We start from the raw sequence: 20,043 nt of genomic DNA, 5'->3' as shown, positions 1-20,043 counted from the left end.
CACGCACCCAGCCCGCGCAACCAGCGCGGACTCACCCCAGGTGGAGCTGCTTGTTGAGCAGCTTCTCCGTGAGCTGCGCTCCAAGACTGTCCGCCATCAACCGCTCCACCACGCCCTCGAAGTCGGCGCGCTGGCGCTCGTCGTTGTAGATGAAGCGGATGCCCATGCCGGGCTCCTCGGCGTCGGCCTTGGACCAGACCACCTCGCCGAGCAACTCGAAGGGCACCTCCCGCTGGGGCACCGTCAACTTGAAGAGGAAGCGCGTCCCGATGGGCAGCGGCTTCTTCGTCTTGATGAAGGTGCCACCCTTCGAGATGTTCTTCGTGTAGTCCGCGAAGAACGAGTTGAGCTTCTTGTAGTCCACCTTCAGCTCGATGGGCGCGCGAGCGTGCTGGCGGAATTCAGCGCCTGTCTTCTGTTCGGCCATGCTGAGGGGAGTATAGGAGAAGGCCATGCGCCAAGTCCTCTTCCGTGCCACCGACCTCCTCCGGCGCCCCCCGGTCCGGGTGCTCGCCGGGGCTCTGGCGGTCGGCGGCTCGGCCCTCGTCTTCCTCCCCCTCTTCGGGGTGCCCGGCTTCGAGCTGGGACTTACCCTCTCCATCGCCGTGGGACTGCTCGGAGGCGGGATCGGCATCGCCGCGGTGCACCAGGAGCGCCGCATGCTCGCCGGGCAGGCCGCCAGGGAGGGGCAATCCTCGCAAGCCCCCCGCCCGGACAGCCCGGCGCGCATGGCCTGGCACGCCCTCGCCCCGGCCCTCCTCATCAACCTGGCCGTCGTGGTGCCCCCCTTCCTCGCCGCCACCCTGTACGCCCTGGTCGGCACCCGGTGCGACCCCTTCGCCCTGGTGGGCTTCTACCCCCTGCTCACCCTCCCCTCCGCGGTGCTGTCCGCCGCCGGGGGGGTCTTCTGTGGATTCGCCACGCGACGCTGGGGCCGGGCCGTCCTCCTCTACGTGGGGCTCATCCTCCTGTCGGGCGTGTTCACCGCCTGGCCCATCGTCTTCGGGCCCCAGGTCTACGCCTTCAACCACTTCCTGGGTCACCTGCCGGGGCCCCTCTATGACGAGTCACTCGCCGTCTCCGGTGGCCTCCTCTGGTTCCGCCTGGAGACGCTGCTCATCTCCCTCGCCTTCCTCGCGCTCACCGCCCTCTGCCTGGACGTCTCCGAGGCCCGCCTGCGCCGTCCCCGGCCGCGCGTCGGCGCGCTCCTCGTGCTCGGCCTTCTGCTCGCCCCCATCGTCCTCATCGAGGCGCATGGCACGGACCTGGGCCTGAGGATGACGGACGACGCCCTCCTGGCGCGGCTCGGCGGCGTGCGCGGCACCGAACACTTCCAGTTCATCTACCCGCGCGGCCTGCCCCGCGAGGACGTGGACCGGATGGTGAGGGACCTCGAGTTCCGTTACGCCCAGCTCTCGCGCTTCCTGGGCGGCGCCCCCGAGGGCCGCATCCGCGTGTGGCTGTACCGCTCGGACGAGGAGAAGCAGGCGCTGGTCGGCGCCGGCCGCACCCAGTTCGCCAAGCCCTGGCGCCAGGAACTCCACATCAACGGAGGGCGCGACTTCCCCCACTCCACCCTCAAGCACGAGCTGGCGCACGTGATGGCCGCCCCCGCGGGCAGCTGGCCCTTCCGCGTCACCACCCGGCTGGGCGTCTACCCGCTCATGGGCGTCATCGAGGGCCTGGCGGTGGCCGCGGACAACCCCGTCCAGGGGGACCTCACGCTCGACGAGTGGGCCGCGGGCATGCGCCGGCAGAAGCTGGCCCCGGACATCCGCAAGCTGGTGGGCCCCGAGGGCTTCTACCAGTCCGCCCCCGCTCGCGCGTACACCCTGGTGGGCTCCTTCCTGCGCCACCTGGCCGACACCTATGGCCCGGAGAAGCTGCGCGTCCTCTACGCCCACGGCGACTTCGAGGCCGCCTACGGCCGCCCGCTGGATGCGCTCGCCACCGAGTGGGAGAAGTACCTGGACTCCCTGCCGCTGGACGAGGCCACCGTGAGCCGCGCCTTCCAGCGCTTCCGCACCGGCAGCCTCTTCTCCCGCGCCTGCGCCCGCGAGGTGGCCCGCCTCCAGGACGAGGCCCGCGACTTCCTCGCGAGCGACCCGCAACAGGCGCTCGAGCTGTACCAGCGCGCCGCCAACCTCCAACCCCAGGAGCCGTCCTTCGTGCTGGGTCAGGCCAGCGCCCTCGACAGGTTGGAGCGGCCGAACGAGGCCTCCCAGGTGCTCGGCAAGCTCGCCGAGCAGGTGAAGGGCCAGCCCTCCCTGGAAGCGGAGGTGGCGCTCGCCCAGTCGGACGTGGTGTCACGACGGGGGAACAAGGAGCAGGCTCGGGCGCTCCTCGACCGGGTCCTCGCGCTCTCTCCCAGCCCGGAGGTGACGCGCACCGCCCAGGTGAAGCTCGCCGCGCTGGACTCCGAGGTCCGCGCCGCCCCCATCCACGCCTACTTCCGGGAGCGCCACGAGGAGCTGCGCCTGCTGCGGCTCGCCAGCGCCCTGGAAACGGCCCCCAAGGATCCCTACCTCCATTACCTGCTCGGCCGGCGCCTGCTGCTGGTGGACGCCCCCGCCGAGGCCCTGCTGCACCTCTCCCACGCCCTGGAAGGCGAGCTGCCCGACGCCATCCGCCGCGAGGCCCTCCGCCTCCGGGTGCAGGCCGCCTATCTGGCAGGGGACTGCGGTGCGGTGCGACACGAGGTGGGAACGCTGCCGGACCAGGGGCCCGCCTTCCGCGCCGTCACCTCCGAGTGGGCCGAACGGTGCGACTTCGAGGACCAGCACTTCGGAGGCCCCCTGGTGCCCCGCGACGCTTTCCGCTAGACGCGCCACACGCCAGGCCGAAGTCCTCATCTCCCGGCATGGGGAATGCAAGTCCCCGTGCGCGGTTGCCCCATCACGGAGACCCCACGACCATGAACGTCCGTCCGTTGCTTGTCTGCGCCCTTCTCGTGCTCGCGGCCTGCGGCCCCCGCTTCATCCCGGGCACGCAGATCACCGACACCGAAGACACCCGCGCCATCCTCCAGCTGATGGAGAACTACCGCTCCGCCATCGAGGCGCGCGATGCGCAGGCCATCCAGCAGCTCGTCTCGAAGTCGTTCCGCGACAACGCCGGCACCGAGGATCCTGCGGACGACCTCACCCATGACACCCTGCCCGAGGCGCTTCCGCCCCTCTTCGCCCGACTGAAATCGCCCCGGGTGGACCTGGAGATTCGCCAGGTGGACGTGAAGCGCAATGGGACCGCCACCGTCATCTACTACTGGAACGCGAGCTTCCAGGCGCCGGGGCTGCTCGACAGGGCGCAGCGCGAGTCCGAGCTGGAGCAGATGGTCCTCCAGAAGGAGGACGGGCAGTGGCGCATCGTCACCGGCATCTGAGCCGCTGAGCCCCGCGGCGCGCGCTCACACACCCGCGAGCGCGCGCAGGCCCTCCGGCCCCATCTGGGCCAGGGCCCTCGCCCGGGCCAGGTAGGTGCGGAAGTCCTTCGGTGCCAATTTGTCAGGCGGCAACCCGGACAGGTGGAAGTCGCGGATGCGGCTGGCGGTGTAACGCACCGCCCCGAAGAGCGCGTGCCCGAAGAGGCTCTCGCGCTCCACCGGCACCAGCGTGCGCTCCACCTGGTAGCCGCGCAGCAGCGCCCGGCACAGCTCCGGCCGGTAGGCGCCCGCGTCGAAGCACCACGCGTTGAGGGTGATGGCCACGTCCAACGCGTAGAAGTCCCGGCACGCCATCTCGAAATCGAAGAGGGCGCTCACCCGGTCCCCCAGCCACTTCACGTTGTCCAGGAAGAGGTCCGCGTGGATGACGCCCCGCGGCTCCAGGCCTCCGCGTGCCGCCTCGGCCCGCTCCAGGTAGCCCTCCAGCTCCCCGGCGATGGCGGACAGCTCCGCGTCCGGGTTGAGCTTCAGCTCCTCCAGCCAGCCACGCACCACCTCCGGGCCATAGGGGTTGGAGCGCGCGCCACTGAAGGACAGGGTGATGCGGTGCAGCTTGCCCAGCTCCAGCCCCAGGGCCTCCAGGTGCTCGGGGGTGAGCTGCGCGCGGGAGAGCTCCTCGCCCACCAGCCACGCGAAGATGGACACCCGGCCCCCCTCCCATTCCAGGAAGGGCGCCCCCTCGCGCGTGGAGACGAGCCGCGGCGAGGGGAAGTGGGACTCGTTGAGCAGGGCCAGCAGCTCCGCCTCGAAGCGTAGATCCTCCGCCGAGCGTACCGTGGTGTGCCGGACGAAGTAGCGCCCCGAGGCCGTCACCAGCCGGTAGTTGGTGTTGATGGACCCCTGGGGAATGCCCGTGAACTCGCGCACCGTCCCCAATCCGTAGGACTCCGAGAGCCGCGTGAAGGCCGCGGCGTCCAGCGTGGTGTAGAGCGCCATGATGATGTCCTCTCCGCGGCACACCTTCCGCCCCGTGCGTTGACGCATCGGGGGACCGTGCCTATCTACGACCGACCCCATCGTCTCATTCATAAACGTCTGAAACCATTCAAATTCTCGTTTGGAGGCACCCTCCATGGCCGCGACGAATGGAAGTCCGGGCGGAGCGCGGGATTGGCGGAGGCGGGAGAGGCTGCCGAGCGCGCTCGTGCAGGTGGGCCTGGTGGCGGTGCTGCTGGCCGGCGCGGTGACGTACGTCGTGCACCGCGGCTCGGTGCGCCAGCAGGTGCAGGCGCGCATGAAGGCCGCGCGGACCCTGGCCCAGCGCGACAACCCGGCGGACCTACGCAAGGCGCTCGCGGAGCTGGAGGCCCTCTTCCAGGTGGACTCGGACGCGCGCGACGCCCAGGCACTGGCGGCGGAGGTGAACCTGCGGCTGTGGCTGGAGCACCGCCAGGCGGACGCGGAGGCCGGCACCCGCGAGCACCTGGCGCGCGCCGAGGCGTTGGACTCGCGCTCGGGCGAGCGCTACGGCACCCGGGCGATGCTCCTGCTGGCGGAGGGCAAGCCCGCCGAGGCGGAGAAGTACCTGGAGGACTTGAAGACGCAGGGCGCCAAGAGTCCCAAGCTGGCGCTGGCCGAGGCCCAGGCGCTGCTGGCACGAGGCAGGCTGCTGGATGCGCGGCAGGCCTTCGCTCGGGCCAGTGAGGCGGCGTGGCGGGAGCCGCGCTACCCCGTGGCCCACGGCGAGGCCCTGCTCGACGAGGGCCTGTACGCCCAGGCCGCCGAGGCATTGAAGAAGGGCATGGCGGCCAACCCGGACCATCTGCGCGCGCGGCTCTCGCTGGCGCTCGCACGGCTGTACCAGGGAACGGGACGCGGCGACGCCGCCCGGCTCGTCTCGGACGTGATGGGGCGCGAGGCCGAGATCACCCCGGCGCTGAAGGCCCGTACCCGCGTGGTCCAGGCCGCGCTGGCGCTGACGGAAGGCAACCCGGACGAGGCCCTGAAGCACGCCGGGGAGGCGCTCGCCGCGTCGCCGGATGAGCACCATGCCCTCTTCATCCGCGCGCGCGCGCTGGCCCTGAAGAAGGAGCCGGGGGCTCGCGCGGCCTTCCAGGAGGCGGTGGCGAAGCGGCGGACGGCGACCCTGCTCTACCTGGACGGCGCACGGGCACTGCAGCAGGCGGGGGATGGCGAGGGCGCGCTGGCGCTGCTGGATGCCTACGAGACCGTCTTCCGCGATGTGCAGGTCCCGGCTCCCGAGGGAAGGACGGTGGGCGCGATGGAGCGCGATGATCGCTACTGGCTGACGCGAGGCCAGGTGCTGCAGGCGCTGGCTCGCGCGGAGGACGCGATGGCGGCGTACGACCGGGCCCTGGCGGTGAAGGGTGTGGAAAGGGCCCGCGCTCAATACGCCAAGGCCGCGCTGCTGATGGCCCGCCAGGACTACGACGCCGCCCGGCCACTGCTGGTGGAGGTGGCTCCCGAGAACGGCATGGGCACCCTCCCCGAGGCCTACGAGGCCCTGGGAGAGCTGCTCTTCGCCAAGGGCGAGTTCTCCACCGGCTGCCAGCACTACTTCTTCGGGCTCACCCGCGCGCGCCAGCAGGGCGAGTCCCTCGAGACGCTCAAGGGGAAGGCCTCGGACGTGGAGAAGCGCCTGGCGGCCGCGGGACAGTCCGCCATGGCCAGGGCGTGGAAGAACGAGGTGGATGCGCTGCTGCGCTAGGGGTCCTCGATACCCTCACCCCGACCCTCTCCCAGGGGGAGAGGGAGGGTGGAGGGAGGGGTGGGACCGGAATCAGAAGAGCTCGGTCGGGCTCAGGGGACGGTGGCTCGCCTGCACCACGCGCCACTCGCCGTCGCTCTGCTTCTCGAACGTGCCTTCGATGAGATAGGCGCTCAGCACGCTCTCCTGCGCCAGGGTCTCCAGCTCCTCCGACTGCGAGCGGCCGAAGATGATCTTCACCTGCACGTCGCCCCGGCTGGGGTTCACCTCGGTCACCTGCAGATCCCTCACGAAGATCCGCACCCAGTTGCCCCTCAGCACCTGACCCAGCAGCACGCCCCTCACCTGCTGCTTGTTCCACCCGTTGTCCGTCTGGAAGTTGTCGGAGACGCCGTCCATCAGCTCGGCCATGTCCTTGCGCTCGGCGGCGTCCGTCATCCGCACCACCTTGCGCGTGATGGCCTCCTTCACCCCGGGCTCCTCCTGGGGCCAGAAGGCCAGCACCGCGCCCGCGGCCAGCAGCCCCAGCACCAACCCCAGCACGTGCCCTCTCGACAACGTCATCGCGTGCTCCCCGGCCTCAGGCCGTCCCCGTTCCGTCGCTCTCCATGAGCAGCTCGTCCGCGTCGAGGATCTCCGCGGGCCGCAGCGCCTCGCCGATCTGCTTCAACCGGCGATCCGACAGCTGCTCCAGGTACTTCTTGATGTGCGGATACGTCTTCACCAGCTCGTGGAAGGCCGCGCGCTCCAGGAAGGCCGCCGCCGTCTTGCGCGTGGACACCACCGTGGCCGTGGCTCGCAGGCCGGTGAGCAGGGAGATCTCCCCCGCCACCTCGCCCTCGCGCAGCACGCCCAGACGCACGGCGCCACCGGCCGGGTCGTCCTTCTGCACCACCAGCTCGCCCGCGAGCACCAGGAAGAGGCCCGGCGAGTGCTCGCCCTCCACCAGCACCTTCTCCCCCGGTTGCAGCGCACGGAAGGCGAAGCGCTGCAGCAGCGCGGCGCGCTCGGACTCGGGCATGGGCTGGAACAGCGGCGAGGTGGCCGTCAGGTTCCGCTCCATGCGCTTGTGCGCGAAGTTGGCCAACACCTGCGGCATCGAGGGGTGGTTCTTGGCCACCGCGTTGAGGTGCTCGCGACGGATCTCGAACACCTCCATGTCCGAGACGGCCGTGATGGTGGCCGAGGGCGGCGCGCCCGTGAGCAGCGACAGCTCGCCGAAGATGGACCCGCCTCCGAGGAAGCCCAGCGTCCGATCCTCTCCCTCCACCCGCCGCGTCACCTCGGCCTTGCCGGCGACGATGACGTGCAGCCGGTCCGAGGCCTCACCCTCGACGCTCACCACCTCCTCGGGCTTGATGGCGCGCAGGCCCATGCGGCCCACCAGATCGATGAAGGCATCGAGCTCCAGGTCCGCGAAGAGCGGTAGGGGCGGCCGGTCGTTCGGGTTGGCGGTACCGCCCGGATCCGGCGCGGCGAGCACCTCGATGGCGCGGTCGCTCAGCTCCTCGCCGGACAGCGACATGATGTCCGTCTCCACCTTGCCGTCGAAGAGCGTCTCCGGCGGCAGCGGCGGAGGCACCGAGGCACGCCCGGCCACGTTGCGCGCCGCGCGTGCGTGCAGGCGCACCAGCGTCTCCCTGAGCCGCTTCTCCTGGGGCGCCAGCTCCAACCCCAGCTTGCAGGCCGCCATGGCGGACAGCAGGTAGTCGCGCCGCAGCAGCCCCTCCGCACAGGCGTGATACACGGTGACCGCCCGCTCACGCTCTCCCAGCTCCGACAGACAGCGCGCGGCCAGCATCCGCGAGCGGTGATCCGCGGGTATCCGGCGCACCGCCTCGGCGAACACCGCGAGCGCCCGCTCGAACTGGCGATCCTCCAGCAGATCCAGCCCGAGTTCCCGCAATGATGACTCGTTCATCCCTCTCCTCCGCGAACCATGGGGGGGTGACCCTACTCCACCTCTATTGATCCAGTGCCTGGAGTTGTGTCTCCGCCCGGGTCTTCAATTCGGAACCCTCGGCCGCCAGCTGTGCAATCAGCCGGAACCTCTCCGCCGAGCCCTCGGGATCCCTGTCCCGCTGGACATAGGCCTGCCGGAACAGCTCCTCCAGCTTGCCCTGGATGGCCTCCAGGCCGTCCTGGACCTTGGAGTCGTCCGGGTTCAGGCGCTGGGCCTCCTTGAAGAAGGTCGCCGCCGAGGCCACGTCGTTGCGCGCCAGGGCGCTCCTGCCCGCGACGACGGCGGACGAGGCGAGCTGCGCATCGAGGGTCTCCCCGATGGACCCCTGGAAGCCCATCTGCCGGTACATCTCCGCCGCCGAGCGCAGCGGGCGTGCCGCGGACTCCAGCGCGTTCGCCCGCATCTTGCGCTGCGCGTCCAGGTAGACGCGCGCGAACTGGGGGATGAGCTTCTTGAGCGACTTCGCCCGGTCGCGGATCTCCTTGTCGTCCGAGTGGGCATCGATGACCCGGTCGCACTCGAGCGCCGCGCGCGAGTAGTCACCCGCGTTGAAGCGGGCCTCCACCGCGCTGAAGGCCTCGGCGATGAACGCCTCGCGCTGCTCCTTCGCCCTGCGGGCGGCGGCCGCCCTGCGGGCCCGCTCCTGGGCCGCGGCATCCTGGGCCATCGCTTCGAGCGCCGCCTGCAGCTCCGCCACCCTGGCCTGGTACGGGGGCTGGAGCTCCAGGGGCAACCGCTGGACGAGCGCCCGGGCCGATTCCACGTCCTGGGCCTCCAGCGCCGCGTCCACCTGCTTCACCAGGTAGGCGATCTCGTCCGCCGCCAGCTCGGCGTCGAGCTTCTCCCGCATCTCCTCCGTGCGCTCCACGGTGCTATGCGGCGTCTGCTCCAACAGCTCGCGCGCCTCGTCGAACTTGTCCTCGCCCGCCAGCTGGCGCACCCGCGCGAACGCCTCCACGAGGGACAGCTCCTTGCGTGCCGCCGCCAGCAAGCCCTCCGTGTCCACGCCCGGGAAGGTGGTGTCCGCCTCCTCCGCCAGCGCCACCGCCTGGGCGTACTCGGCCTGCCGGAAGGCGGCGCGCGCCTGCTGGAGCAGCGCCAGGGCCTTCTCCTGCTTCGGGTTGGGCGGCGGCGGCGGCGGCGGACCCCTGTTGAGGAAGAGCACGCCACCACCAATGAGGGCGAGCAGCAGCACCAGCCCGCCCGCCATCAAGAGCCCCATCGTGTTGCGCTTGGGGGCGTTGCGGCGCGGAATGTCGTGGATGGAGCGGATCTGCGTCCGCTTGTCCTTCTCGGCGTCGGGCGAGGGCTCGCCGCCCTCGGAGCTGGCACCCGCCTCGCTCCCGGCGGCCGCGGCCTCGGCGGCCTTCTTCGCGGCCTCCTCCGCTTCACGGGCCTTGCGCTCGGCCTCCTCCTTCTCCTTGCGCTCCGCCTCCTCGGCCGCGAGGCGCATCTGCTTGATGCGCTCCTGCTCGTCGATGAAACGAATCTTCGTGCGGCCGATGGCGATGACGTCGTCGTGCTTGAGCTTGCAGTCGTCCACGCGCTCGTCGTTCACCCGCGTGCCGTTGCCGCTGACCAGGTCGCGCAGCAGCACTCCGTTCTCGCCGCCGAACACCAGCTCCACGTGGCGGCGCGACACGGACTGATCCAGCAGCACCAGATCGCAGTCCTGACCCCGTCCGATGACCATGCGCACGCCCTTGAAGCGCTTGCGCCGGCCCTTGTCCGGCCCCTCGAGAATCTCCAGCTTCAGGGGCGGACCGGCGCGCGTGGCGTCCGGATTGTCGTCATCGTCCTGATCAGCCGGCAGGTCCTCGTCGCCGTAGGCCCCCTCGTCACCGTAGTCCTCCCCGTCCGGATACGACTCCTCCTCGGAGGCCTCGGGCTCCTCTGGCTCCTGACGAGCGGGACGGCGAACCGCGCTGACGGACTTGATGCGGGTACTGTCGTCCTGCGGAACCGGCATCGAGTCTTCGGCTGGATCGACGGGCTTGCGGGAGGGACGGCGGTTGGGGGGAGGCATGCGGCCCCGCATCTTAGAGACCCCTGGAAACGCGGCCAACCCCGCCGAACGAAAGGCCTTTTCCGGAGTGGAACCAGCCATGTGGGATAAACAACCCTTACACGACATCGACCCCGAATGAGCGCCGATGGGGACGGTCCCGACGCGACGCAATCGTGACCATGTCATCAAGGCAACGCCACATTCAGCCCCCACGATGCGCGCCGCCCAACGTCGCGGGCAACTCCACCTCTCAAGAGGACGTTTCGAAATGGCACGTCGAATTCTGGGCATCGCCACCAGTGCGCTGCTCGTGGGCAGCAGCGCCCTGGTCGGCTGCGAGGGTCAGCAGGGTCCGCAGGGTCCGCAGGGTCCCGCCGGAGCCACCGGTCAGCCGGGTCCGCAGGGCCCGGAGGGTCCCAAGGGCGACACGGGCGCCCCGGGCGCCCCGGGTGAGCAGGGCGAGAGCTTCCGCTGGCTGTCCTTCGCGGACGTTGGCTTCCCGCTCACCAACGCCGACAAGCACCAGGTCCGCACCGCGGGCAAGGTGAACTTCAACGGCCAGGAGCGGAACCTGGGCTTCATCACGCTGCTGCGCAGCGGCCAGGATCGCTCGGGCCACGCTTGTGATCTGAGCAGCGATGCGAACGCCGCCTCGTGCTTCGGGACCATCCCGACGGCCAACGGGACGCCGATGAAGGACGACAGCGGCGTCATCGAGGTCGCCAGCTCGCAGGACTTCGCGTCCCTGATGAAGGTGGGGGACAACACCTTCATGGTGAGCCAGTTCGAGTCGCCGGTCTCCTCGATCTTCGTCACCCGCATCGCCCAGGAGGCGGGCAATGGCGTGGTGTCCGCCACGTCCACCCGCGCCGTCGATCTCTCGCCCGTGGACGGCCTGTGGACCACGTGCGCCGGCTCCACCACGCCGTGGAACACCTACCTGTCCTCGGAGGAGTACCCGCTCGATGCCCGGGCCTACTTCGACATGACGGACTGGCCGGCCTCGAGCGCCTCCAGCTACCGCAACCTCAAGGCCTTCGCGAAGTACTGGGGCATCAACGCCGCGGACGGCCTGCAGTCCGCCGAGTGGCCCACGTTCAACGAGAAGTTCTCTCCGTACTTCCACGGCTTCGCCACGGAGATCACCCTCGACGCGAGCGGCAACCCCACCCTGGCCAAGCACTACGCCATGGGCCGGCACTCGATGGAGCTGTCCTACGTGCTGCCCGACCGCAAGACCGTGCTGCTCACCAGCGACGGCAGCGGCGAGCCGCTCTCCATGTTCGTCGCGGACACCGCGGGCGACCTGAGCGCGGGCACCCTGTACGCGATGCGCATCTACCAGACGAGCCCCCGCGGCACGCAGCTCGTCTCGGGTGACATCGAGTGGGTCAACCTCGGCCACGCCACCGACGCGGAGATCCGCGCCCTGCTGCACCCGGCGCCCGGCACGCCCCGCATCACCTTCTCCGACATCTTCGAGGTCGGCGCGAAGAACAGCTCCGGCGCCTGCCCGGCCGGCTTCGTCCCCACCCTGGGTGAGTGCCTCCTGCTCAAGCCGGGCATGGAGAAGGCCGCCTCCCGCCTCGAGACCCGCCGCTATGCCGCCTACATGGGCGCGTCGGTGGAGATGAACAAGGAAGAGGGCGTCACCTTCGATCCGGACACGAACCGCGTCTACCTGGCCATCAGCGACGTGACGGGCCCGATGGCCAACACCACGGGCGCCGACGATGGCACGCACCTGCAGAGCGCGGTGAACCGCTGTGGCGCGGTGTTCGCCATGGACGTGGGTCCGTGGACCGCCTCGAGCGGCACCACCGTCACCCAGTACGCGCCGCTGAACATCTACCCGCTGGTGCACGGCGTGACGACCAACTACCCGGCCGGCAGCCCGTTCGTGGGCAACACGTGCAGCGTCAACGGCATCGCCAGCCCGGACAACGTCACCTACCTGCCGAAGTACAACACGCTGATCATCGGCGAGGACACCTCCTCGCATCAGAACGACGCCATCTGGGCGTTCAACACCATCACCGGCAAGCTCACCCGCATCATGACCACCCCGTACGGCGCGGAGACCACCTCGCCGTACTGGGTGCCGGACATCAACGGCTTCGGCTACCTGATGGCCGCCGTGCAGCACCCCTACGGTGAGTCCGACGAGGACAAGATCAGCGAGACCGGTGCCACCGGCACCGCGAGCTGGATCGGCGTCTTCGGTCCGTTCCCGGCCCTGAAGTAGCCGGGCAGCCGGCGTCTCGAAGAAGTCACCTGGGCGTAACGCAGCTGGCGCCGTGAGGGGGGTATGCAGTCCACCCCTTCACGGCGTCGCTATTTGGAGTCCGCGGACATGTCGTTACGCACCTGTGCCCTGCTGCTCTCGAGCGTCTTCCTCGCCGCGTGCTCGTGCCAGAAGTCGGAGCCCGGAACCAGGAGCGAGGAGAAGCCCCAGCTCCCCGCCGGGCTCCAGGCCACGGCACCACGGGACGTGCTGTCCCACCCGACTCCCTACATCCCGCCGCAGTGCTACACGAAGACGACGGCGGAGGATGGCCGGGTGCACAACCCCTGCTTCGCCTGCCACCACACGTCCATCGCGCCCAACTACCTCGAGGACGCGGACGTGCAGCTGACGTATGCGTTCCCCGGTCCCGCGCTGCGCAACCCCTGGACGAATCTCTTCGTGGATCGCCGGCGGGCGGTGGCGGCGATGCCGGACGAGGAGATCCTCGCCTACGTGCGCCAGAGCAACTACTTCGCCGAGGACGGCTCGCTGAGGCTGGCCAGGGCGCTCGAGAAGGTGCCGGCGCAGTGGGACGCCAATGGCAACGGCCGGTGGGACGGGTGGACGCCGGACGTCCAGTTCCGGTTCGACGAGCGCGGCTTCGATCGTCTCGCGGACGGGGGCTACACGGGCTGGCGCGCCTTCGGGTACTACCCCTTCCCCGGCACCTTCTGGCCCACCAACGGCTCCTTCGGGGACGTGCTCATCCGCCTGCCCGAGGCCTTCCGCCAGGACGCCAGGGGCCAGTTCGACCTGGCCACCTATGAGCTGAACCTCGCCATCACCGAGGCGCTCCTCGCGCGGCGCGACGTGGAGATCGCCCCCACGGACGAGAAGAAGGTGGGCGTCGACCTGGACGGAGACGGGAAGCAGGGAACGGCCCGCCGGGTGAAGTACGTGTGGATTCCCGGCAAGGGCACGACGCTGCGCTGGGTGGGCGCGGCGCGGGCGCTCCAGGACGCCGGACAGGTGCACCTCGCCGCCGGGCTCTTCCCCGAGGGGACGGAGTTCGCCCACGGCGTGTACTACCTGGACGTGGTGGACGGCAGGCCCACGCTGGCCCGGCGTATGAAGGAGCTGCGCTACATGATCAAGCGCGGCTGGATGACCTACGGCGACCATGAGCGCGCCGCGGCGATCGAGGCCCTGGACGCGGTGAAGAAGCCGGACGAGACGCGCGCCGCGAAGGGCAACATCGAGCTGGGGGTGGGCAACCGCGCCGGGTGGAGCCTGCAGGGCTTCATCGAGGACGCGCACGGCGAGCTGCGCCCGCAGACGCACGAGGAGAACACCTTCTGCATGGGGTGCCACTCGGGCGTGGGTGCCACCGACGACAGCGTCTTCTCCTTCGGCCGCAAGCTGCCCGGCTCCGAGTTCCAGGCCGGCTGGTTCCACTGGTCGCAGCGCGACCTGAAGGGTCTGCGCGAGCCACGCCGGGCGGACGGGCACTACGAGTACACCTACTACCTGGAGCAGAACGGCGCGGGGGACGAGCTGCGCGCCAACACGGAGGTGCTGTCGCGCTTCTTCACCGCGGACGGGAAGCCGCGGCCCGAGGCGCTCGAGGCACTCCACGCGGACATCTCCACGCTGCTGCTGCCGAGCCCCGAGCGCGCGCTCCAGCTGGACAAGGCCTACCGGCTCATCGTCCGCGAGCAGAGCTTCATCCGCGGGAGGGATGCCACCGTGGAGCCCGCGGTGAACGTGCACCGCGACCTGTCCGACTCGAGCGTGGAGCTGATCACGGGCGTCACCGAGCCCCTGACCGGACCGCGCACGGGGAACGTCACCGTCTACCCCGGGCTGCCCGTGAAGAGCGCCGGGCCCGCGCCCAAGACGAGGCTCACGGGCGGACAGGTCACGGCCGGTCCGCACTGACCGGTCCCCTCCCCTCTCGAAGGAGGAACATCGCCCGGGACGTCAAGCGGGAGCGATATGCCCGCGGGCATGAGACGTTCGCATGATGGCCAACAGGCGGCCGTCCCGATGCGACACCATGCCGCACGAGGCAAAATATCCGCTCCTGCTATGGCTGGTGGCACCTGCTCCGCTGGCCACGTCCAGTGCTTCCCGAGGTGATGATGAAGGTCCTGAAGAAGTCGCGCCCGGCCCTGCTCCTGCTCTCCGTGCTTCCCCTCCTCCAGGCGTGTGAGAGGCCCTTCACCGTGGTGAGGTTCAGCGCGCAGGTGGGCGAGCAGCCGCTGCGCTGCGCCACCAGCTACCCCAACATCGGCAAGTCGGGCACCCCCATCGAGCTGATCGACTTCAAGCTCTACGTCCGGGACGTCACGCTCGTGCGGGCCAATGGAGAGAGGCACCCCCTCATCCTGGAGCAGGACGGAACGTGGCAGGTGGACTCCATCGCGATGCTCGACTTCGCGGATGGAACCGGCACCTGCGAGGCCGGCGGCCCCGAGACACGCATGGAGGTGGTGGGCCGGGCACCGGACTTCGATGACTACACCGGCCTGGAGTTCAAGTTGGGGGTGCCCGAGGAGCAGAACCACCTGAACGGCCCCACCCGGCCCCCTCCCCTCAACGTGCCCAAGATGTTCTGGAGCTGGCAGGGGGGCTACAAGTTCCTGGGCCTGGACCTGCGTACGCCCAGGTACGAACAATGGGTCTTCCACCTGGGCGCGTCCGGCTGCACCGGAAGCCCGGCGGAGGGCTACAGCTGCGCCGCCACCAACCAGGCCACGGTGTCCCTGAGCGGCTTCAACCCCACGAACAACCAGGTGGTCCTCGACGTGGCGGCCCTCCTCGCCGACTCGGCTCTGGACCACGTCATCGACAACAAGACGGACTTCGTCGCGGGCTGCATGTCGGGCCGCACGGATCCCGAGTGCCCGGCGCTCTTCGAGAAGGTGGGGCTGGCGGCGGATGGGACGCCGCAGGCCGTGCCCGCGTCGTTCATCCGCGTCCGCTGAGAGCGAAAGGAGTCTCCACGTGTGGACAAGAACCCTGTTGTCGTGGAGCACCGCTGTGCTGTCGGTGCTGCTCCTCTCCGCGTGTGGCGAGGAGAAGAAGCCCTATGCGTGGCAGCTGCCGCCGGGTTTCCCGGAGCCCTTCGTCCCCGAGGACAACCCCATGTCCGAGGAGAAGGTGAAGTTGGGCCGTTTCCTCTTCTACGACACGCGGCTGTCCATCAACGACACCATGTCCTGCGCGAGCTGCCACGAGCAGAAGCGGGCCTTCAGCGACGGCAAGGCGACGCCCACCGGCGCCACGGGGCACCGCGTCGCACGCAACTCGCCCGGCCTGGCCAACGTGGCCTACCTCGCCACGTACACCTGGGCCAATCCCGTGCTCGACACGCTGGAGAAGCAGGCGCTGGTGCCGCTCCTCGGGGAGATACCGCTGGAGCTCGGCATGGGCATGCACCTGGAGGAGGTGCTGCAACGGCTGCGGGAGGACGCGCGCTACCCCACCCTGTTCCGCGAGGCCTTCCCGGACGAGGAACAGCCCATCACCCAGGACAACGTCGTGAAGGCGCTCGCGTCCTTCCAGCGCACGCTGCTGTCGAGCAACTCGCCCTATGACCGCTACCTCCAGGGCGACGTCAACGCCCTGTCCGCCTCCGCCAAACGGGGCATGGAGCTGTTCTTCGGCGAGCGCGCCGAGTGCTACCACTGCCACAGCGGGCCGCACATGACGAACTCCTTCCGCTCGAAGGACACGAAGCTGCCCGAGTGGGAGTTCCAGAACACGGGCCTCTACAACGTGGACGGGCTGGGCGGCTACCCGGGGGACAACACCGGCCTCTACGAGTTCACCGGCCTCGCGAAGGACATGGGGCGTTTCCGGGTGCCCCCCCTGAACAACGTGGCCCTGACGGCGCCCTACATGCACGACGGCAGCATCGCCACCCTGGAGGAGGTGCTGGACTTCTACATGGCCGGAGGGCGCGACGTGACGAGCGGGCCCCACATGGGGGATGGCCGGGCGAACCCCCTGAAGAACGAGTTCGTGCGCCCCTTCGAGCTGAGCGCCGGGGAGCGCGCCGACCTCATCGCCTTCCTGGAGAGCTTCACCGACATGGACTTCGTGAACGATCCGAAGTTCAGCAACCCCTTCGAAGAGTAGTCCTGCAACGGACCGGGCTGATCGCATAGGGTCCCCCTTCCGCGACAAGGGGGAGCCCATGGCAGCGAAGTCACCGCGCAAGAAGGCAGCCACCACCACGACGCGCCGGCCCCGCCGCAAGAAGGCCGAGCCCGCCTCCAAGGGACTCAGTGCCGCCGAGGTGGCGAGCGAGGCCGCTGCTCCTCCCACCGAATTGGTGCAGGGCATCCAGGAGGACGGCGGCCAGGTGCTGAGCGTGTACCGGGATCCGCTCGGCGCACACCCGGTGGTGTTCGCCGTGCTGCCCATCGACAAGGTCGAGCCCACCCCCTACCAGCGCGACGTGTCCGAGCCCCACGTGAAGCGGCTGGCCTCGGCCATGGAGCGGCTGGACCGCTTCCTGGATCCCATCATCGCCATCCGCAAGGAGGGCCGGTACTGGACGCCCAACGGCAACCACCGGCTCCAGGCCTCGAAGCTCCTGGGCGGCAAGTCCATCATGGCCCTGGTGCTGCCCGAGGAGGACGTGGCCTATCAAATCCTCGCGCTCAACACGGAGAAGGCCCACAACCTGAAGGAGCGCTCGCTCGAGGTCATCCGCATGCACCGGGGCCTCACCGGCGCACGCGCCGGACGCGAGTCCGACTTCGCCCACCTCTTCGAGGAGCCCGCCTTCCTCACGCTCGGGGCCGCCTACGAGAAACGGCCGCGCTTCTCCGGGGGCGCCTACCACCCCTTCATCAAGCGGGCGGAGTCCTTCCTCCAGCTGCCCCTGGCCGACGCCCTCCAGGTCCGCGAGGCCCGCGCCGACAAGCTGCTGGAGCTGGACGACGCCGTGGCCACCGTGGTGGATGCCCTCAAGGGCCGTGGGCTGCAGAGCCCCTACCTCAAGAACTTCGTCGTGGCCCGCATCAACTTCCTGCGCTTCAAGAAGGAGGGCCCCGTCGAGTTCGATCCCACCGTGTCCCGGATGATCTCCAGCGCCCGGCGGTTCAACCTGGACAAGGTCAACCGCGAGGACCTGGGCCGGATGAGTGGCCCCCTCCTGGCCGAGGACTCGGAATAGGGATTGCAAGGCAGCCAGCGCCATGACGACACCACCCACCACCGTCCTGGTCGTCGATGACGACCGGGCCAACCTCGACTCGGTCGCGCGCATCTTCCAGCGCGAGGGCCTGGAGACCCTCACCGCCAGCAACGGCACCGAGGCGCTGGAGCTGCTGCGCCGGCCCGAGGTGAGCGTGATGGTGACGGATCTGATGATGCCCGGCATGGACGGGCAGGAGCTGCTCAAGGCCTCGCGCACCATCCGCCCGGACGTGGAGGTGGTGCTGATGACGGCCTACGGCACGGTGGAGACGGCCGTGGCCGCCATGAAGGACGGCGCCTACGACTTCATCACCAAGCCCCTCAAGCGGCACTCGCTGGTGAAGTCGGTGCAGAAGGCGCTGGAGCGGCACGAGCTCGCCGCGGAGAACCGCGTCCTGAAGGCGAAGCTGGCGGAGATGGGCAGCACCGGCGGGCGCACCATGGTCGGCCAGTCCCCCGCCTTCCGGGCGATGATGGACACCATCCGCCAGGCCGCTCCCTCCACGGCCACGGTGCTGCTGCTCGGCGAGTCCGGCACCGGCAAGGAGCTGGCCGCCCGCGCCCTGCACGAGCAGTCCACCCGGGTGAAGGGTCCCTTCGTCGCCATCAACTGTGGCGCCCTCCCCGAGAGCATCCTCGAGGCGGAGCTCTTCGGCGTGGAGCGCGGCGCTTTCACCGGCGCGGTGGCCCGCCGCGAGGGCCGCTTCGAGCGCGCCACCGGCGGCACCCTCTTCCTGGACGAGGTGGGTGAGATGCCCCTGTCCGCGCAGGTGAAGCTCCTGCGCGTGCTCCAGGAGGGCGAGCTCGAGCGCCTGGGTGGCACCCAGACGGTCAAGGTGGACGTCCGCATCGTCGCCGCCACCAACAAGGATCTCCAGCGCGAGGTGGCCGAGGGCCGCTTCCGCGAGGACCTCTATTACCGCCTCAACGTGGTGGAGGTGCGCATCCCCGCGCTCGCCTCGCGCCGCGAGGACATCCCCCTGCTGGCCGACGCCTTCCTGCGCCGCTTCGCCTCCAAGAATGGCAAGGTGCTGCGCGGCTTCTCCCCCGAGGCCCTCACCGTCCTGGAGAATTACGCCTGGCCGGGCAACGTGCGTGAGCTCGAGCATGCCGTGGAGCGCGCCGTGGTGCTCGCCAGGAGCGACATGCTGGAGGTCACCGACCTCCCCGAAACGGTGCGCAAGGGCCCCCAGGGCTCGGCCGGACAACTCGTCATCCCCATCGGCACCCCCATGGAAGAGGTGGAGCGCCGGGTGATCCACGAGACCCTGCGCCACACCAAGGGGGACAAGACCCTCGCCGCCCGCCTGCTGGGCATCGCGGCGCGCACCATCTACCGCAAGCTCGAGCGCGAGGCCTCCGAATCCTCGGGCGGTGGAGACGGCCCCTCGTCCCCCCTGTCCGAGTGACAGCGCGTCAGTCCATCCGCCGGGCCGCTGACATTTTGTCCCACGCCGTCACGCCGACCGCTGCTGCCCCCAGCGGTCTGGCTTATTCCGGAATGATTCCGGGTACTTGGCTGTAAGGCTCGGGCTGCCAGCCCCCCCCAACGGGTGGCACCCCGCTTGCTCAATCCCGAGCAGGCCCTCTCTGGACGCGTGATGGAACTCTTCTTCCGCAAGTACTTCTGGACCGTGAACCTGGTGTTCATCCTGCTCGTGGCCCTGCTGGCGGCGCGCACGGTGAACCTGTTCGTCGAGTCCGCCCTCACTCCCATGCCCTCGGGGGAGGTGTCGGCACGGCAGAAGGCAAAGCCCGTGGAGGCGCTGGCCTCGTTGGATCTCAAGCGCCTGTCGGATCTGACGGGCATCACCCTCCCCGAGCCCGATCCCGTCGTGGCCGAGCCCACCGCCCCCGTCGTGGATCCCAATGCCGCGCCCGTGAAGAGCAGCCTGCGGGTGAAACTGCTCGGCACCCTGGTGGCCAGCGACAAGATGTGGTCCGTGGCCTCGGTGCAGGACATGAACAACCAGCGCTCCACCACATACATGGTGGGCGACCGCATCCAGGACGCCGAGGTCATCGACATCGAGCGCGAGCGCGTCATCGTCCTCAACAACTCCCGCAAGGAGTTCATCGACGGGCACCCCGGTGACGGCGCCGTGGCCTCCTATACCCCCCCGCCGCCGGTGCCCAACGGCCCGCCCGTCCGCGCGCCCAACACCCTGGGCAACGGCATCCGCGCCGTCAGCGAGAACGACTACGAGGTTCCGCGCTCGGAGATCGACCGCACGCTGGCCAACCTCAACGACGTGGCCATGCAGGCGCGCATCGTGCCGGCCTTCAAGGACGGCCAGGCCCAGGGCTTCAAGCTCTTCTCCATCCGCCCGGACTCCATCTACTCGAAGATCGGCGTCCAGAACGGCGACGTCATCAAGCGCATCAACGGCTTCGAACTCAACAGCCCGGAGAAGGCCCTCGAGGTCTACACCAAGCTGAAGGAAGCCTCGCGGATCGAAATCGAGTTGGAGCGCAACGGCTCGAGCATCCGCAAGAACTACACCATCCGCTAACCCACCCGCTG

Annotated in this window: 15 protein-coding genes; 10 read left to right on the top strand and 5 right to left on the bottom strand. The window is 69.6% G+C overall.

The genetic code is table 11. The features are described from left to right. Positions 1–31: 31 nt before the first annotated feature. Positions 32–427 carry a TIGR02266 family protein gene (locus JQX13_RS31005; RefSeq protein ID WP_203412283.1) on the bottom strand — a complete coding sequence of 132 codons (396 nt, stop codon included), beginning with the start codon at positions 425–427 and terminating at the stop codon, positions 32–34. 25 nt (positions 428–452) lie between these two features. Between JQX13_RS31005 and JQX13_RS31000 the strand changes: the two genes are divergently transcribed. Together JQX13_RS31000 and JQX13_RS30995 are read left to right on the top strand one after the other, a co-directional pair. Then, on the top strand, positions 453–2,822 hold the full coding sequence (locus tag JQX13_RS31000; RefSeq protein WP_203403086.1) for a hypothetical protein: 2,370 nt from the start codon (positions 453–455) through the stop codon (positions 2,820–2,822). A 92-nt stretch (positions 2,823–2,914) separates the two neighbouring features. Beyond that, the gene (locus JQX13_RS30995) at positions 2,915–3,382 is read left to right on the top strand and encodes a YybH family protein (RefSeq protein WP_203403085.1); all 468 of its coding nucleotides are present in this window, start codon (positions 2,915–2,917) and stop codon (positions 3,380–3,382) included. Between the two features lie 24 nt (positions 3,383–3,406). Here the strand turns inward: JQX13_RS30995 and JQX13_RS30990 are convergent, their stop codons facing one another. Then, complete coding sequence (locus tag JQX13_RS30990) at positions 3,407–4,378, bottom strand: homoserine kinase (protein ID WP_203412282.1); 972 nt, start codon at positions 4,376–4,378, stop codon at positions 3,407–3,409. A gap of 136 nt (positions 4,379–4,514) precedes the next feature. On the opposite strand from JQX13_RS30990, the gene JQX13_RS30985 reads away from it, so the two are divergent. After that, a complete protein-coding gene (locus JQX13_RS30985; RefSeq protein ID WP_203403084.1) occupies positions 4,515–6,110 on the top strand; it encodes a tetratricopeptide repeat protein in 1,596 nt (531 codons plus the stop codon). 72 nt (positions 6,111–6,182) lie between these two features. Here the strand turns inward: JQX13_RS30985 and JQX13_RS30980 are convergent, their stop codons facing one another. The 3 genes from JQX13_RS30980 to JQX13_RS30970 are packed head-to-tail and all read right to left on the bottom strand — an operon-like array spanning position 6,183 to position 10,099. Continuing rightward, positions 6,183–6,674 carry a hypothetical protein gene (locus tag JQX13_RS30980; protein WP_203403083.1) on the bottom strand — a complete coding sequence of 164 codons (492 nt, stop codon included), beginning with the start codon at positions 6,672–6,674 and terminating at the stop codon, positions 6,183–6,185. A gap of 16 nt (positions 6,675–6,690) precedes the next feature. After that, on the bottom strand, positions 6,691–8,031 hold the full coding sequence (locus JQX13_RS30975) for a cyclic nucleotide-binding domain-containing protein (protein WP_203403082.1): 1,341 nt from the start codon (positions 8,029–8,031) through the stop codon (positions 6,691–6,693). A gap of 43 nt (positions 8,032–8,074) precedes the next feature. Further along, a complete protein-coding gene (locus JQX13_RS30970) occupies positions 8,075–10,099 on the bottom strand; it encodes an FHA domain-containing protein (protein WP_239013955.1) in 2,025 nt (674 codons plus the stop codon). A 250-nt stretch (positions 10,100–10,349) separates the two neighbouring features. On the opposite strand from JQX13_RS30970, the gene JQX13_RS30965 reads away from it, so the two are divergent. The 7 genes from JQX13_RS30965 (at position 10,350) to gspC (ending at position 20,032) form a co-directional block, all read left to right on the top strand. Continuing rightward, a complete protein-coding gene (locus JQX13_RS30965) occupies positions 10,350–12,326 on the top strand; it encodes an alkaline phosphatase PhoX (protein WP_203403081.1) in 1,977 nt (658 codons plus the stop codon). 108 nt (positions 12,327–12,434) lie between these two features. Beyond that, positions 12,435–14,246 carry a hypothetical protein gene (locus JQX13_RS30960; RefSeq protein WP_203403080.1) on the top strand — a complete coding sequence of 604 codons (1,812 nt, stop codon included), beginning with the start codon at positions 12,435–12,437 and terminating at the stop codon, positions 14,244–14,246. A 200-nt stretch (positions 14,247–14,446) separates the two neighbouring features. Then, positions 14,447–15,295 (top strand): MbnP family copper-binding protein, encoded by an 849-nt coding sequence (locus tag JQX13_RS30955; RefSeq protein WP_203403079.1) that lies wholly within the window; start codon positions 14,447–14,449, stop codon positions 15,293–15,295. Positions 15,296–15,314: 19 nt separating this feature from the next. Further along, positions 15,315–16,451 (top strand): methanobactin export MATE transporter MbnM, encoded by a 1,137-nt coding sequence (locus tag JQX13_RS30950; protein WP_239013954.1) that lies wholly within the window; start codon positions 15,315–15,317, stop codon positions 16,449–16,451. Between the two features lie 58 nt (positions 16,452–16,509). Beyond that, positions 16,510–17,496: a ParB/RepB/Spo0J family partition protein gene (locus JQX13_RS30945; protein WP_203403077.1), complete on the top strand. Its 987-nt coding sequence runs from the start codon at positions 16,510–16,512 to the stop codon at positions 17,494–17,496. Positions 17,497–17,518: 22 nt separating this feature from the next. Continuing rightward, on the top strand, positions 17,519–18,928 hold the full coding sequence (locus JQX13_RS30940) for a sigma-54-dependent transcriptional regulator (RefSeq protein ID WP_203403076.1): 1,410 nt from the start codon (positions 17,519–17,521) through the stop codon (positions 18,926–18,928). Positions 18,929–19,120: 192 nt separating this feature from the next. Continuing rightward, positions 19,121–20,032, top strand: coding sequence for a type II secretion system protein GspC (gene gspC / locus JQX13_RS30935; protein ID WP_203403075.1), 912 nt, complete (start codon positions 19,121–19,123; stop codon positions 20,030–20,032). Positions 20,033–20,043: the final 11 nt, after the last annotated feature.

Source organism: Archangium violaceum (assembly GCF_016859125.1).
GTDB lineage: Bacteria > Myxococcota > Myxococcia > Myxococcales > Myxococcaceae > Archangium > Archangium violaceum_A.
This window is presented reverse-complemented; position numbering and strand designations above follow the sequence as displayed.

Bases quoted from the DNA above. Each gene is read 5' to 3' on its own strand.
- JQX13_RS31005 (WP_203412283.1), bottom strand. From the start codon at position 427: ATGGCCGAACAGAAGACAGGCGCTGAATTCCGCCAGCACGCTCGCGCG.
- JQX13_RS31000 (WP_203403086.1), top strand. From the start codon at position 453: ATGCGCCAAGTCCTCTTCCGTGCCACCGACCTCCTCCGGCGCCCCCCG.
- JQX13_RS30995 (WP_203403085.1), top strand. From the start codon at position 2,915: ATGAACGTCCGTCCGTTGCTTGTCTGCGCCCTTCTCGTGCTCGCGGCC.
- JQX13_RS30990 (WP_203412282.1), bottom strand. From the start codon at position 4,378: ATGGCGCTCTACACCACGCTGGACGCCGCGGCCTTCACGCGGCTCTCG.
- JQX13_RS30985 (WP_203403084.1), top strand. From the start codon at position 4,515: ATGGCCGCGACGAATGGAAGTCCGGGCGGAGCGCGGGATTGGCGGAGG.
- JQX13_RS30980 (WP_203403083.1), bottom strand. From the start codon at position 6,674: ATGACGTTGTCGAGAGGGCACGTGCTGGGGTTGGTGCTGGGGCTGCTG.
- JQX13_RS30975 (WP_203403082.1), bottom strand. From the start codon at position 8,031: ATGAACGAGTCATCATTGCGGGAACTCGGGCTGGATCTGCTGGAGGAT.
- JQX13_RS30970 (WP_239013955.1), bottom strand. From the start codon at position 10,099: ATGCCTCCCCCCAACCGCCGTCCCTCCCGCAAGCCCGTCGATCCAGCC.
- JQX13_RS30965 (WP_203403081.1), top strand. From the start codon at position 10,350: ATGGCACGTCGAATTCTGGGCATCGCCACCAGTGCGCTGCTCGTGGGC.
- JQX13_RS30960 (WP_203403080.1), top strand. From the start codon at position 12,435: ATGTCGTTACGCACCTGTGCCCTGCTGCTCTCGAGCGTCTTCCTCGCC.
- JQX13_RS30955 (WP_203403079.1), top strand. From the start codon at position 14,447: ATGATGAAGGTCCTGAAGAAGTCGCGCCCGGCCCTGCTCCTGCTCTCC.
- JQX13_RS30945 (WP_203403077.1), top strand. From the start codon at position 16,510: ATGGCAGCGAAGTCACCGCGCAAGAAGGCAGCCACCACCACGACGCGC.
- JQX13_RS30940 (WP_203403076.1), top strand. From the start codon at position 17,519: ATGACGACACCACCCACCACCGTCCTGGTCGTCGATGACGACCGGGCC.
- gspC (WP_203403075.1), top strand. From the start codon at position 19,121: ATGGAACTCTTCTTCCGCAAGTACTTCTGGACCGTGAACCTGGTGTTC.